Genomic DNA, 13,719 nt, shown 5'->3' on the forward strand with positions numbered 1-13,719 from the left:
GTAGGCTGTACCGCATGCACGGTGAATACAAGGTGCCCGGTGGCAAGCTCGTGGTCGTCGATTTCGACGTGAACGACGGGGTGATCCGAAATCCGCGCGTCGCGGGCGACTTCTTCCTCGAGCCCGACGAGGCGCTGGGCGACATCGATGCCGCGCTCGACGGGCTCTCCGCGGCATCCGACGCCAAGCAGATCACCGCGGCGATCACCGCCGGCCTTCGCCATGACACGGTGATGCTCGGCTTCTCGGCCGAGGCGATCGCGGTGGCCGTGCGGCGGGCGATGACGGATGCCACGAGCTGGGCCGACTACGAATGGGAGATCGTGCACGACTCGGCCGTGCCGCCGCGTACGCATCTCGCCCTCGACGAGGTGCTCGCCACCCGTGTGGGCGAGGGACGACGCAAGCCCACGCTCCGGTTCTGGGAGTGGGACGAGTCGGCGGTCGTCATCGGCAGCTTCCAGTCGGTCAAGAACGAAGTCGACCCCGAGGGCGCCGAGAAGTACGGCTTCGACGTCGTGCGGCGCATATCGGGCGGCGGCGCGATGATGATGGAGCGGGGCAACGTCGTGACCTACTCGCTCTACGTGCCCGGTGAGCTCGTGCAGGGCATGAGCTTCGCCGATTCCTACGCCTACCTCGACGACTGGGTGCTGCAGGGGCTACGCGCGATCGGCATCGAGGCGACCTACCAGCCGCTGAACGACATCGCGAGTCCGCTCGGCAAGATCGGCGGCGCCGCGCAGAAGCGCCTCGGCTCGGGCGGCGTGCTGCACCACGTGACCATGGCGTACGACCTCGACAACGAGAAGATGCTCGAGGTGCTGCGCATCGGTCGCGAGAAGATCAGCGACAAGGGCATCGCCTCGGCCGCCAAGCGCGTCGACCCGCTGCGCTCGCAGACCGGCCTCAGCCGCGCGGCGATCATCGAGAGCCTGAAGCAGACCTTCACTTCGCTCTACGGCGCGACGCCGGGCACGGTGAGCGCCGACGAACTCGCCGAGGCCGAGGCGCTCGTCGAGTCGAAGTTCTCGACGCGGGAGTGGCTCGAGCGAGTGCCCTGACGGGCGCGTGCCCGGCCGAGCGCAAGTCCCAGCCGCGCCCCGTTAGACTCGCCGGATGGACTGGTGGATCTGGCTCGGCATCGCCGCGCTCGTCGTCGCCTTCGTGGCGGTCGCGGTGCGACGCGGCTGGATCGACCTCTCCGACAAGACCAAGCGCGGCGGTGGCGGGGGCGGCGTCATGATGATCGGCGACGAGGTCTTCGCACCGCGCAAGCACGAGGCGCAGGTCGAGCTCGATCGGCAGAGCCGCCTGCCCGCGCCGGCCCCGCTGCCGGGCGACGGCGACAAGGGCATCGCTTTCGCCGACGACGGCGCGGATGCCTCGCGGCCGGCGCCGGCGCGGGCCGACCGGTTCCGCGGCACGATCCGCCTCGACGTCGACAACGGCTGATCGTCGGCGACGGACCGAACGCGTGATCGACGACGAACCCGACCGCATCATCCATGCGGACAACCTCGCCGTGCTGCCGACCTTCCCCGACGGCCGGTTCACGCTCATCTACCTCGATCCGCCGTTCAACACCGGCCGTGCGCAGTCGCGGCAGTCGACCCGCCATGTGCGGGTCGAGCCGACGGATGACTCGCAGCCCGCGGCATCCGGAACCATCACCGGGTTCGCCGGAAAGCGCTACGAGCGCATCCGCGGCGACCTGCTGCGCTACGACGACCGCTTCGACGACTACTGGGCGTTCCTCGAGCCGCGGCTCGTCGAGGCGTGGCGGCTGCTCGCCGACGACGGCACCCTCTACCTGCACCTCGACTACCGCGAGGCGCACTATGCGAAGGTGCTGCTCGACGCGCTCTTCGGGCGCGAGTCGTTCCTCAACGAGCTGATCTGGGCCTACGACTACGGCGCGAAGGCGAAGCGCAAGTGGCCGACCAAGCACGACACGATCCTCGTGTACGTGAAGAACCCCACGGGCTACTGGTTCGACTCGACCGCCGTCGACCGCGAGCCCTACATGGCGCCGGGGCTCGTCACGCCCGAGAAGGCATCACTCGGAAAACTGCCGACCGATGTCTGGTGGCACACCATCGTCTCGCCGACGGGTCGCGAGAAGACGGGCTACCCGACGCAGAAGCCCGAGGGCATCCTCCGCCGCATCGTGCAGGCGTCGACGCGCGAGGGCGACTGGGTGCTCGACTTCTTCGCGGGGTCGGGCACGACCGGCGCCGTCGCCGCGACGCTCGGCCGCCGCTTCGTGCTCGTCGACGAGAACGCCGAGGCCATCGCCGTCATGAAGGGCCGGTTCACGGATGTCGCGGGCGTCGTGTTCGAGCAGGGGCCGACGGCCTGACGTCGTCGTCCCGTCCGCCAGAGCGAGCCGCCGCCGGAGGACGCGTGCCGTCGGAGGACGCGAATCGCGTCGGAGGACGCGGATCCGTTGCCTCCGACGCGACACCGTGCCTCCGACGATGTCGGCGGCCGCGGATGCCGCCCGCGGATGCCGCCGCGGACGCGACCGCGGATGCCGCCGGCGCTCAGCTCGACTGGCGCACCACGAGCTCGGTCGGCAGGATGGTCGCCGCTTCGACGTCTTCGCCGGCGAGCAGCCGTACGAGCTTGCGCGCCATCTCGGCGCCCATCTGCGACGAGGGCTGGCGCACGGTCGTGAGCGGCGGCATCGCGGTCGCGGCGTAGCGATCGTCGTCGAATCCGACGACCGCGACGTCGGCCGGCACCGACCGCCCGGCCTCGGCGAGGGCGGAGAGCGCGCCCATCGCCATCTGGTCGTTGGCGGCGAAGACGCCGTCGAGCTCGGGGGCGCGGGCCAGCAGCTTCCGCATCGCGGCGGCGCCCGAGGCCGCCGTGAAGTCGCCGTACTCGACGAGATCGTCGGCGAGACCGGCTCCGGCGACGACCGAGCTGAAGCCGTGCAATCGGTCGACGCCCGGCGGCATGTCCTGGGGGCCTGCGATCGTCGCGATTCGTCGTCGCCCGGTGTCGACGAGGTGCTGCGCGGCGGCGGCGGCGCCGTGCTCGTTGTCGACGTCGACCGTGCAGCCGCTCGACTCCTCGGGGTCGAGCGGGCGGCCGCCGAACACGAGCGGCAGTGAACGGGAGAGGTGCGCGAAGGAGTGGTCGCCCGTGTGATGCGAGACGACGAGCGCCCCGTCGACGTTGCCGCCGAGCAGGTACCGGCGGGTCTTGTCGGGGTCGAGCTCGGACTCGATCAGCAGGTTCAGCGTGTACTCCGTGCCCGCCAGCGTGAGCGCGGCGCCCTGCACGACCGAGGCGAAGAACGGATCGTCGAAGACGCGCGCCGCCGACTCGGGCACGATGAGCGCGATGGCCTGCGTGCGGCGGCTCGCGAGTGATCGGGCTGCGCGGTTCGGCACGTAGTTGAGCGCGGCGATGGCCGCCTGCACGGCCTCGACGACGTCGGGGCTCACCTTCGGCGACCCGTTGACGACTCGGGAGACCGTCGCGCGCGACACGCCCGCGCGGGCCGCGACCATCTCGAGGGTCGGCGCCTGGCCGGGCTGAACGCTCGCCATCATCGCGGCCTCCTTCCCGTGTCCCGATTCACCCCACGATAGTCGTCGTCGCGGCGTGCGTCTTCGACCTTGCGATCAGTGACGAGAAGGCGTGTGCGCTGTCCTTCGGCGTGCGCTCGAAGGTGTCGTAATCGACCCGCACGATGCCGAACCGCTTCTCGTACCCCCAGGCCCATTCGAAGTTGTCGAGCAGCGACCACACGAAGTAGCCGCGCACGTCGGCGCCCTGCTCGATCGCGTCCGCGATCGCATCGACGTGGTCGAGCACGTACGCCGTGCGTTCCGCATCGTGCACGGCTCCGTCGGCCGAGACGACATCGTCGTAGGCCGCGCCGTTCTCGGTCACGTAGAGCGGGGGCAGATTCGGGTATTCCGCCCCCAGCCGCACGAGCAGGCGGGTGAGGCCGCCGGGATTCACCTCCCAGTCCATCGACGTGCGCGGCAGCCCTCGCGACGGCGTCGAGACGTGCTCGCTGCCGGGGAACGGCGAGCGGCCGGGCCGATCGGTCGGGCGCAACGACGGCGCGGCGTCGGCGGGCAGCGGATGCCCCGACACGTTGTCGTCGTGGTAGTGGTTCACGCCGAGGAAGTCGATCGGCTGCGCGATCTGCTCGAGGTCGCCGGGCAGCACTCGCGAGTCCAGCCCGAACTCCCGCACATCGGCGAGCAGGTCGGCGGGATACGCCCCGAGCAGCAGGGGCTCGAGGTACATCCGGTTCCACAGCGCGTCGATGCGTCGGGCGGCTTCGAGGTCGACGGGGTCGGCCGCGTCGTTCGGCACCGCGTTCGTGAGGTTCAGCGTGATGCCGAGCCGGATGTCGCGCCCCGCTGCATCCGCGAGGCCCCTGAGCCTCTCGACGGCGAGGCCGTGCGCGAGGTGCTGGTGGTGCACGGCAGCGAGCCCCGCCTCGGGGTCGTTCAGGCCGGGTGCGTGCTCGCCGCCGACGTAGCCGATGAGCGAGGAGCAGAGCGGCTCGTTGAACGTCGTCCAGTGCGTCACCCGATCGCCGAGCACGTCGTAGACGGCCTCGGCGTACTCGACGAAGCGGAAGGCGGTGTCGCGGTTCGCCCACCCGCCCTGCTCCTGCAGGGCCTGCGGCAGGTCCCAGTGGTAGAGCGTGAGCCACGGCAGGATGCCGGCGCCGAGCAGTTCGTCGACGAGGCGCGAGTAGAAGTCGAGGCCCTCGCGGTTCACGGCGCGACCGCCCGGCACGACGCGGGCCCAACTCGTCGAGAAGCGGTAGGAGTCGAGGCCGAGCGAGCGCATGAGCGCGACGTCCTCGGGCATGCGGTGATAGTGGTCGACGGCGCGATCGGGGGTGTCGCCGCCGGCGATCGCGCCCGGAACGCGGGCGAACGCGTCCCAGATCGAATCCTCCTTGCCGCCTTCATGGGCAGCGCCCTCGATCTGGGCCGCGGCCGTCGCCGATCCCCAGATGAAGTCGGCGGGCCAGTCTCGACGAAACGACGGGTGGTTCACGTTCAACCCTTCACAGCTCCTTGCATGATTCCCGAGATGAGTTGCTTGCCCGCGATCACGAAGAGCACGAGCAGCGGGATGGTGGCCAGCACCGCACCGGTGAGCACGATCGAGTAGTCGACGTAGTAGCCCGATTGCAGCTGGCTGAGCGCCGTCTGCAGGGTGGGGTTCGTCGGGCTCAAGACGATGAGCGGCCAGAGGTAGTCGGTCCACGCCATCATGAACGTGAAGAGGCCGAGGATCGCCATCGCCGGTCGGGCGGCGGGCAGGGCGACGTTGAAGAAGGTGCGGATCTGGTTCGCGCCGTCGACCCTGGCCGCTTCGATCAGCTCGTCGGGGATGACGTCGACGAGGTACTGGCGCATGAAGAAGACGCCGAAGGCGGTCACGAGGGTCGGCACGATGACGGCGCCGATGGTGCCGGTCCAGCCGAGCTCGCGCATCACCATGAAGAGGGGGATGATGCCGAGCTGGGTCGGGATCGCCATGGTGGCGATGACGAACACCATGAGCCCGTCACGGCCGCGGAAGCGGAGTTTCGCGAACGCGTACCCCGCGAGCGTCGAGAACGTCACGACCGAGACCGTGATGACCGCCGAGATCACGATCGAGTTGCCGAGGGCGAGCCAGAACGGGATGGCGTCGAGCACCTTCGTCGCGTTGGCGAGGAAGTTGCCGCCCGGGATGAGCGGCAGGGTCTCGCCGCGGGTGGCGTTCGTGCCGCTGCCGACGACGACCGACCACCAGAGCGGGTAGGCGCCGCCGATGATGAACGCGGCGAGCAGCCCGTAGGTGAGGAAGCCGGGGCGGCTGCCGATGCCGGCGGTGCCCATCGCGCGTCGGGGGCGGCGGCCGGGGTTGCCGCTGCCGTCGTCGTAGCGGGGTCGCGCCGGGCGATCGGGTTCGACGTCGTCGACGAGTACGGCGGGGATGGGCTCGGGGGTCAGGGTGCTCATGCCGCTCCTCCTCGGGTGGCGCGCTCGCGTGCTCGGCGGGTGCGGCGGTCGGGTTTGTCGCCGCCGGTGGCGATGCGGCGGGAGATCAGGAAGTTCACGAGGCCGAACCCGACGATGAGGAGGAACAGCAGCCAGGCGACGGCTGCGGCCTCGCCGAAGTCGCGCCGGAAGAATGCGAGTTCCCACATGAACAGCACGGTGGTCTGGAACTGGCGGTCGCTGCCGCCGATGCCGCCTGCGGTCGAGACGTCGAAGAGGCGCGGCTCGGCGAAGATCTGCAGCCCGCCGATCGTGGCGGTGATGATGACGAAGATGAGCGTCGGGCGGATCGAGGGGATCGTGATGGAGAAGAACCGGCGCACGGCTCCGGCGCCGTCGATCGCGGCGGACTCGTAGAGGTCGCGCGGCACCGACTGCATCGCCGCGAGCAGGATGAGGGCGTTGTAGCCGGTCCAGCGGAAGTTCACCATGGTGGCGATCGCGATGTGGCTGAGGAAGGTGTCGTGCTTCCACTGCTGGTCGGGGATGCCGAAGACGTTGAGGAGGTTGTTGACGAGCCCGTCGGCCTCGTTGAAGGCGCTCGAGAAGATGATCGCCACGGCGACGGGGGTCACGATGTAGGGCAGCAGCACGCTCATGCGCCAGAAGGTCGGGGCGCGAAGGCCCTGGTCGAGCAGGTACGCGACGACGAGCGCGATGACGAGCTGCGGGATCGACGACAGCAGGAAGATGCTGATCGTGTTGCCGATGGAGTTCCAAAACATGCTGTCGCCGAGGATCTCGACGAAGTTGTCGAAGCCGACGAATGCGCCCTGCCCCTTCAGCAGATCCCACTCGTGCATCGACACGACGAGCGTGTAGCCGAGAGGGAAGAGCCCGACGAGCGCGAAGAGGACGAAGAAGGGCGAGACGTAGAAGTAGGGGCTCGCCTTGACGTCGAAGCGCGAGAGGCGCTGACGGAAGGTCAGGGGGTCGGATGCCGCGGCTCGGCGCTGCGGGCTGGTGGTCCCGCTCGCGGGGGGCCGGATGGTCGTGGTCATGCGATGTCCAGTCGTGGGGGAGTGACGGGGGAGAGCCCTCGGGCGGTGCGCCCGAGGGCTCTCCGTTCCTCAGGTGGGACTACTCGCCGACGAGCTCGTGGAGCAGCTCGATGGCCTGGTCCCAGGCCGACGTCGCGTCGGCTTCACCGCGGTCGAGCGCCGAGAGCGGCGGGCCGAAGACGTTCTCCTGGATGACGGAGTCGTCGGGGCCCTTGAACTGGGCCACGACGCCCTCGGCGCGCGCGGCGAGGATGGATCCGGTCGGGGCGCCGTTGAAGAACTCGTTCGGCGTCGCCTCCTCGGCGAGGGTCTCCTGCGCTCCGATGGTGCTCGGGAAGTTGCCGGCCGCGGCTGACTGCTTCACCTGTTGCTCGGGCTGCGTGAGCCAGTCGGCGAGCTTGGCTGCCGCTTCCTTGTGCTCTGACGTCTCGGGCACCGAGAGGAAGGCGCCGCCCCAGTTGGCTGCGCCGCCCGGGAAGACGTCGGCGAAGTCCCAACCGGTCGAGGCATCGCCGCCACCGGTCTCGACCTGTCCTTCGACGACGCCGAGCATCCAGCCGGGGCAGACGAAGGTCGCGAAGGCGCCGTCGACGAACGACTTGCCGCCGTTCCAGTCCCACGCGGTCTGTGCCGCCGAGAGGCCGTCGTCGACCGCGCCGGCAAGCAGGCCGAAGTTCGCCTTGAGGTCGGCGTTGTCCTCGACGTTCAGTTCGCCGTCGGTCGTGTAGTAGCCCTCGGGCATCTGGTTCACCATCGAGTTCCAGACGAAGCCGGAGTGGTCGAACCACGCCTTCCCGGTCGCCTGCTGGTACTGGCGGCCCACGTCGAAGTAGTGCGCCCAGTCGCCGTTCAGCAGCTCGGCGACGCTCTCGCGGTCGCTCGGCAGGCCCGCGGCTTCGAGCGCGGGGCCGTTGTAGCAGATGCCGGTCGGGCCGATGTCGGTGCCGTAGCCGATGACCCGGCCTTCGGGGTCGGTCGCCTGCTCGTACTTCCAGTCGACCCAGTCGCCCTTGCGGTCGGCGATGCCGTACTCGGTGAGGTCGGCGAACTGGTCGGAGACCTCCATGATGGCGCCGAGCCAGCCTTCCTCGATCGCCACGACGTCGGAGAGCCCCGAGCCGGCGGCGAGCTTGGTGAACGCGTCGGTGCGGGCGTTGCCGCCGGTGTCGATATTCGTCGCCTCGATGGTGACGCCCGGGTTGGCTTCCTCGTACTCCGTGTACAGGTCGTCGTAGCCGAACGTGCCGAACGTGGTCACGGTCAGTGTGATGTCGCCGTCGCTCTCTTCGCCGCCGCCTGTCGAACAGGCGGAGGCGAGGAGGGCGATGGTCGCCGCGCCGGCAACGGCCGCGGCAACCTTCGTATGGCGTGAGAACTTCACGGTCACTCCTTTGTGTGTGCGTGGACGGGAATGTGTCACAGTGCGTGAGCGCGCTCTCGTCGGGAATGGTGAGAGCGCTCTCACGATTCGAGGTGTGACTCTATGCAGTCCGTTCGGCGTTGTCAAGAGAGCGCTCTCACAGCGTCGTCCCGTGCGGCGGGGCACGGTCGGTCTCCTCGCTCCGAGCCGAACTCCCAGCTCGCTCCACGGCCCCGGCGTAGACTCGAACGGTGCCAGCGAGTGAACGTGCGGGGTCGTCCGACGAGGCGAGGCAGCAGCGACGACTCGTGATCGCGGGCTCGCTGAGCCTCGCCCTCGTCGCCGTCGCCGTCGTCGTGATCGGCGCCGTTTCGGGCGGCCCGGCAGCAGGCTCGACGTCGAACTCGACCGCCCACGGGGCATCCGCTTCGCCGGGCCCTGGCACCCCTCGACCGGTGCCCGGCGCGGCACCGGCGCCGGCGAGCGTCGACACCTTCGACCGCACCGCGCACTCCCTCGACGACCCGAACAGCATCTGGGTCGTCGTCAACAAGCTGCGGCCGCTGAACCCGCAGGACTTCGAACCCGAAGACCTCGTCGACGTGCCCGTGCCCCACACCTGGGAGCCCATGCTCCGCCAAGAGGCCGCCGACGCGGTCGTGGCGATGTTCGAGGCTGCCTCCGACGAGGCCGACCTCGCGCTCGCGTCGAACAGCGCCTTCCGCTCGTACTCCTCGCAGGAGTCGATCTACGACGGCGACGACCTGCTCACGGCGCGGCCCGGATTCAGCGAGCACCAGACCGGACTCGTCATGGACATCGGCGCCGAGAGCGGCGAGTGCTCGCTCGCCACCTGTTTCGCCGACACGGCCGAGGGCATCTGGCTTCGCGACAACGCGTGGCGGTTCGGCTTCATCCTGCGCTACCCGGCCGACAAGACCCCTGTGGCGGGGTACGAGTTCGAGCCGTGGCACTACCGCTACGTCGGCGTGCCGCTCGCAACCGAGATGCACGAGACCGGAGTGACGACGCTCGAGGAGTTCTTCGGCCTGCCTGCTGCGCCCGACTATGAATGAGCGGATGCCGCGGCGCGGCCTTTCGCTCACGGTGCTGGTCGTCAACCAGCTGCTCGCGGGCGTCGGGGTGGCATCGGGCATCGCCGTCGCGGCACTGCTCGTCGAGGAGCTGACGGGAGCCGTCGCGCTCGCCGGGCTCGCGCAGTCGTCGAGCGTGCTGGGCGCGGCCCTCGTCGCCATCCCGCTCGCCCGGCTCGCCGTGCGCTCCGGTCGCCACGTCGCGCTCGCCACCGGGTACGCGCTGGCGATGACCGGCGCGGTGCTCGTGATCGCGGCGGCCGCGAGCGGCTGGGTGCCGCTCGTCTTCCTCGGTCTCGCCGCATTCGGTGCCGGAGCCGCCGCAGGACTGCAGGCGCGGTTCGCCGCGACCGAGGTCGCCGCTGCCGGCTTCGAGGCACGTTCGATGTCGATCGTGCTGTGGGCGACGACGCTCGGTTCGGTGGCGGGGCCGCTGCTCGCCGCGACGGGCGATGCGGTGGGCATCGCGCTCGGGCTGCCGCCGCTCGTGGGTCCGTTCCTCTTCTCGGGAATCGCGTTCGGCCTGTCGACGCTGCTCGTCGCGACCCTGCTCCGGTTGCCGAAGCCCGGGTCGATGGCCACGGATGCCGCACCCGACGCACCTGACGAACCCGCCGCACCCGACGCACCCGAGGGCACCGAGACCGACGACGAGCTCGCGCCCGAGCGGGCCGCCGACGCCGGGGGACCGGCTCCCGCGGCCGAGCCGATCGGCGCATGGCGCGCCTTCAGCACGGCGGTGCGCGAGCCGCGGGCGCTGTTCGCGATCCTCGCGATCGTCTGCTCGCACACGGTCATGGTCGGCGTGATGGTGATGACCCCCGTGCACATGACCGCGCACGGCCTGTCGCTCTCGCTCGTCGGCGTCGTGATCAGCATCCACATCATCGGCATGTACGGTGCGAGCCCGATCGTCGGCTGGCTCGTCGACCGCATCGGTCCGCCGAGGGTGATCGCCATCGGTGCCGGCATCCTCGTCGCCGCCGCCCTCATCGGCATCCTCGCGCCCGCCGACGACATGCTGCTGGTGCCGCTCGCCCTCGGCCTGCTCGGCCTGGGCTGGTCGTGCGGACTCATCGGCGGATCGACCTTGCTGACGACGTCGGTCGACCCGGCGATGCGGGTGCCGTTGCAGGGGGCGACGGACGCGGCGATGAACCTCGCGGCCGCGGCATCCGCTGCGCTGTCGGGGGTTGTGCTGGGGGCCGCGGGATTCGCCGGCGTGAACGTCGTCGCGCTGCTCGTGCTGGTGCCGTTGGGCATCGCCGCAGTGCGCTCGATGGCCGCGAGCCGCGGGGTCGGGGTGTCGTAGTCCCGGCTTCCCGCCGAGAGCGCGCTCTCACCGGGTTCCCAGAGTTTGAGAGGGTTCCTCACAAATTCGCGTGATGGGGTGTCATGTTCCCCCCGCTTTCTACCCGGAATCCCGCCTGTGCTCTTCAGCTTCTTCACGCCTGCCTCCACGCCCGCCGAATCGCCCGCCGAACCACCCGTCGTCGAACGCCGCGCGGCGCGCCGTGCGCGACACCGCGCTGAGCCGGTGCGCAATCGCCGCCCGTCGAGCGGGGCGCCGCGCCGGTTCCTGGCTCTCACCTGTGCGGGTGCGATCCTGAGCGTCAGTGCGTTCGGCGCCGCGGCCGCAGCATCCGCCGGCGAGAAGTCGACGGTCGCCGCCGCAAGCGCCGCGAGCGCCGCCTCGACGCCGGCGAGCGCCGCCGCGAACGACGAGATCTCGACGAGCGCGTTCGCGGCACGGCCGACCGTCACGAGCGGGCTCTCGACGGCGGCGGCACCCTTCACCGGGGGTACCCAAGTGACCGTCACCGGCGAACAGCTCGACCAGGTCGGCCAGGTCGTCGTCGGCGGCGTCGCCGCGCCCATCGTCGCCGCGGCGCCCGGGCAACTCACCTTCGAGGTGCCCGCGGTCGCCGATTCCTCCCTCGGCGACGTGCCGGTGGCGTTCACGGATGCCGCGGGCGTGCCCGTCGCCGTCGCCGCGCCCGGCACGGCGACCGTCGCGGGCGCCGCCGCGCCGGTCTTGCTCGCCGCCCAGCTCACCGCGATCGACGAGGCGGTGGTTTACGCGGCGCCCCAGCCGCTTACGCTGACCTACACCTCGAACCCGGCGATCGACGCGCAGGTGGGCTACGTGCTCACCTACTGGAGCGGTTACAACACGGCCGAGTACACCGTCTTGGGCGGTGTCGACTGTGCGAACTTCACGAGCCAGTCGCTCGTCGCGCGCGGCTGGGCGATGGATGCCGGCTGGTACTACGACCGCGCGACCGGTGCGATGTCGCCGAGCTGGTCGAGCTCGACGGCGATGCGCGACTGGCTGAACACCCGCCCAGACCTCGCGACGCCGCTCGACGACTCGCAGCGCGGCCTCGTGAAGGTCGGCGACATCGCCCAGTTCGACTGGGACGGCTCTGGCGACCGCGACCACACCGCCGTCGTGACGCGCGTCGAGCACGGCCCCGGCGGCACGACGGTCTGGGTCGGCGGACACACGAAGGACGCCGACTACTGGAACGTCGACGAGGCGCTCGCCTCGGGCGGCGGCGGCGTCAGCTACTTCTCGCTGCGGTGAGCGCCGCGTCGACGATGGCCTTCGCGGCGGCCTGCACCTCGGCGAGGTGCTCGGGCCCCTTGAACGATTCGGCGTAGATCTTGTAGACGTCTTCGGTGCCGCTCGGTCGCGCCGCGAACCACGCGTCGGCGGTCTCGACCTTCACCCCGCCGATCGCCGCGCCGTTCCCCGGCGCGTGCGAGAGCTTGGCCGTGATGGGTTCGCCCGCGAGCTCGGTCGCCGTGATGGCGTCGCCGTCGAGCTTGCCGAGCGCGGCCTTCTGGGCAGCGGATGCCGCGGCATCCGTGCGCTCGTAGGCCGGGTCGCCGAAGCGGTCGACGAGGTCGCGATAGAGCTCCGACGGCGAGCGGCCCGTGACCGCGCGGATCTCGGACGCGAGCAGGCACAGCAGGATGCCGTCTTTGTCGGTCGTCCAGACGGTGCCGTCGAAGCGCAGGAACGAGGCGCCGGCACTCTCTTCGCCGCCGAAGCCGACCGAGCCGTCGACGAGGCCCGGCACGAACCACTTGAAGCCGACCGGCACCTCCCAGAGGCGCCGCCCGAGTGCGTCGGCGACGCGGTCGATCATCGAGCTCGAGACGAGGGTCTTGCCGATCGCGGCATCCGCCCGCCAGTTCGGTCGGTGCGCGAAGAGGTACTCGATCGCGACGGCGAGGTAGTGGTTGGGGTTCATGAGCCCGCCGTCGGGCGTGACGATGCCGTGCCGGTCGGCGTCGGCGTCGTTGCCGGTGAGGATGTCGTAGTCGCCCGCGTGCTCGAGCACCGACGCCATGGCGCTCGGCGACGACGGGTCCATGCGGATCTTGCCGTCCCAGTCGAGGGTCATGAACGCCCAGGCCGGGTCGACGCGTTCGTTGACGACCGTGAGGTCGAGGTCGTAGGCGTCGCGGATCGCGCCCCAGTACGAGACGGATGCCCCGCCGAGCGGATCGGCGCCGATCTTGACGCCTGCCGACCGGATCGCGTCGAAGTCGATGATGTTCGCGAGGTCGGCGACGTACTCGCCGCGGAAGTCGTAGGTCTCGACGCCGCTCGGCTCGGCCTGCCTGACGTCGGCGAGGCCGCCCGCGATGAGCTCGTTGGCGCGGTTCGCGATCCAGCTCGTGGCGTCGGAATCGGCCGGGCCGCCGTGCGGCGGGTTGTACTTGAAGCCGCCGTCCTGCGGCGGGTTGTGCGAGGGCGTGATGACGATGCCGTCGGCCTCGCCCTCTGCACGCCTGGCCGGGTCGTTGTTCCACTTCAGGATCGCGTGCGACAGCGCCGGCGTCGGCACGTAGTCGTCGAACTCGTCGGCGAGCACCCGCACCTTGTTGGCCACGAGCACGTCGAGCGCGGTCGTCTGCGCCGGGGCGCTGAGAGCGTGCGTGTCGGCGCCGATGAAGAGCGGGCCGGTGATGCCCTGCGCGGAGCGGTACTCGACGATCGCCTGCGTGATGGCGAGGATGTGGTCTTCGTTGAAGCTCGAGGTGAGCGCCGACCCGCGATGGCCCGAGGTGCCGAACGCGACGCGCTGCGCCGGCACCGAGGCATCCGGCTTTCGCTCGTAGTACGCCCTGACGAGCGCCTCCACGTCGATGAGGTCGGATGCGGTCGCCGGGGTGCCTGCTCGCTCGTGCATGAGACCCAGTCTGGCACCGAG

At 70.3% G+C, this 13,719-nt stretch carries 12 protein-coding genes; 6 read left to right on the plus strand and 6 right to left on the minus strand.

Going from position 1 to position 13,719, the window contains the following annotated elements; genetic code table 11:
- Positions 1–14 precede the first annotated feature (14 nt).
- From DCE93_RS01105 to DCE93_RS01115, 3 genes are read left to right on the plus strand one after another with little or no spacing between them, the layout of a single operon-like run.
- Complete coding sequence (locus DCE93_RS01105; RefSeq protein ID WP_108594267.1) at positions 15–1,064, plus strand: lipoate-protein ligase LplAB; 1,050 nt, start codon at positions 15–17, stop codon at positions 1,062–1,064.
- Between the two features lie 55 nt (positions 1,065–1,119).
- Positions 1,120–1,455 (plus strand): hypothetical protein, encoded by a 336-nt coding sequence (locus tag DCE93_RS01110; RefSeq protein ID WP_108594268.1) that lies wholly within the window; start codon positions 1,120–1,122, stop codon positions 1,453–1,455.
- Between the two features lie 22 nt (positions 1,456–1,477).
- Positions 1,478–2,362: a DNA-methyltransferase gene (locus DCE93_RS01115; protein WP_244284205.1), complete on the plus strand. Its 885-nt coding sequence runs from the start codon at positions 1,478–1,480 to the stop codon at positions 2,360–2,362.
- A 184-nt stretch (positions 2,363–2,546) separates the two neighbouring features.
- On the opposite strand, the gene DCE93_RS01120 is transcribed toward DCE93_RS01115, so the two are convergent.
- The 5 genes from DCE93_RS01120 to DCE93_RS01140 all read right to left on the minus strand — a co-directional run bounded on the left by DCE93_RS01120 (position 2,547) and on the right by DCE93_RS01140 (position 8,420).
- A complete protein-coding gene (locus DCE93_RS01120) occupies positions 2,547–3,566 on the minus strand; it encodes a LacI family DNA-binding transcriptional regulator (RefSeq protein ID WP_108594270.1) in 1,020 nt (339 codons plus the stop codon).
- A 25-nt stretch (positions 3,567–3,591) separates the two neighbouring features.
- A complete protein-coding gene (locus DCE93_RS01125; RefSeq protein ID WP_108594271.1) occupies positions 3,592–5,043 on the minus strand; it encodes a glycoside hydrolase family 1 protein in 1,452 nt (483 codons plus the stop codon).
- Between the two features lie 2 nt (positions 5,044–5,045).
- A complete protein-coding gene (locus tag DCE93_RS01130) occupies positions 5,046–5,876 on the minus strand; it encodes a carbohydrate ABC transporter permease (RefSeq protein WP_108596504.1) in 831 nt (276 codons plus the stop codon).
- Between the two features lie 119 nt (positions 5,877–5,995).
- Entirely contained in the window at positions 5,996–7,039 is a 1,044-nt protein-coding gene (locus DCE93_RS01135) for a carbohydrate ABC transporter permease (protein WP_108594272.1), read from the minus strand.
- A gap of 79 nt (positions 7,040–7,118) precedes the next feature.
- A complete protein-coding gene (locus DCE93_RS01140) occupies positions 7,119–8,420 on the minus strand; it encodes an ABC transporter substrate-binding protein (protein ID WP_108596505.1) in 1,302 nt (433 codons plus the stop codon).
- A 230-nt stretch (positions 8,421–8,650) separates the two neighbouring features.
- On the opposite strand from DCE93_RS01140, the gene DCE93_RS01145 reads away from it, so the two are divergent.
- The 3 genes from DCE93_RS01145 to DCE93_RS01155 all read left to right on the plus strand — a co-directional run bounded on the left by DCE93_RS01145 (position 8,651) and on the right by DCE93_RS01155 (position 12,080).
- On the plus strand, positions 8,651–9,475 hold the full coding sequence (locus tag DCE93_RS01145) for a M15 family metallopeptidase (RefSeq protein WP_244284206.1): 825 nt from the start codon (positions 8,651–8,653) through the stop codon (positions 9,473–9,475).
- A 4-nt stretch (positions 9,476–9,479) separates the two neighbouring features.
- Positions 9,480–10,805, plus strand: a complete 1,326-nt coding sequence (locus DCE93_RS01150; RefSeq protein ID WP_108594274.1) for an MFS transporter — start codon at positions 9,480–9,482, stop codon at positions 10,803–10,805.
- A 117-nt stretch (positions 10,806–10,922) separates the two neighbouring features.
- Entirely contained in the window at positions 10,923–12,080 is a 1,158-nt protein-coding gene (locus DCE93_RS01155; RefSeq protein WP_108594275.1) for an amidase domain-containing protein, read from the plus strand.
- Here DCE93_RS01155 and pgm read toward each other — a convergent pair.
- Positions 12,058–13,698 (minus strand): phosphoglucomutase (alpha-D-glucose-1,6-bisphosphate-dependent), encoded by a 1,641-nt coding sequence (gene pgm, locus DCE93_RS01160; protein ID WP_108594276.1) that lies wholly within the window; start codon positions 13,696–13,698, stop codon positions 12,058–12,060. The genes DCE93_RS01155 and pgm overlap by 23 nt on opposite strands.
- Between the last annotated feature and the right edge of the window lie 21 nt (positions 13,699–13,719).

Origin of the sequence: Agromyces badenianii (assembly GCF_003070885.1) — a bacterium.
Taxonomy (GTDB): Bacteria; Actinomycetota; Actinomycetes; order Actinomycetales; family Microbacteriaceae; genus Agromyces; species Agromyces badenianii.

Coding starts and splice junctions, on each gene's coding strand:
- DCE93_RS01105 (WP_108594267.1), top strand. CDS start 15: ATGCACGGTGAATACAAGGTGCCCGGTGGCAAGCTCGTGGTCGTCGAT.
- DCE93_RS01110 (WP_108594268.1), top strand. CDS start 1,120: ATGGACTGGTGGATCTGGCTCGGCATCGCCGCGCTCGTCGTCGCCTTC.
- DCE93_RS01120 (WP_108594270.1), bottom strand. CDS start 3,566: ATGATGGCGAGCGTTCAGCCCGGCCAGGCGCCGACCCTCGAGATGGTC.
- DCE93_RS01130 (WP_108596504.1), bottom strand. CDS start 5,876: ATGGGCACCGCCGGCATCGGCAGCCGCCCCGGCTTCCTCACCTACGGG.
- DCE93_RS01135 (WP_108594272.1), bottom strand. CDS start 7,039: ATGACCACGACCATCCGGCCCCCCGCGAGCGGGACCACCAGCCCGCAG.
- DCE93_RS01150 (WP_108594274.1), top strand. CDS start 9,480: ATGCCGCGGCGCGGCCTTTCGCTCACGGTGCTGGTCGTCAACCAGCTG.
- pgm (WP_108594276.1), bottom strand. CDS start 13,698: ATGCACGAGCGAGCAGGCACCCCGGCGACCGCATCCGACCTCATCGAC.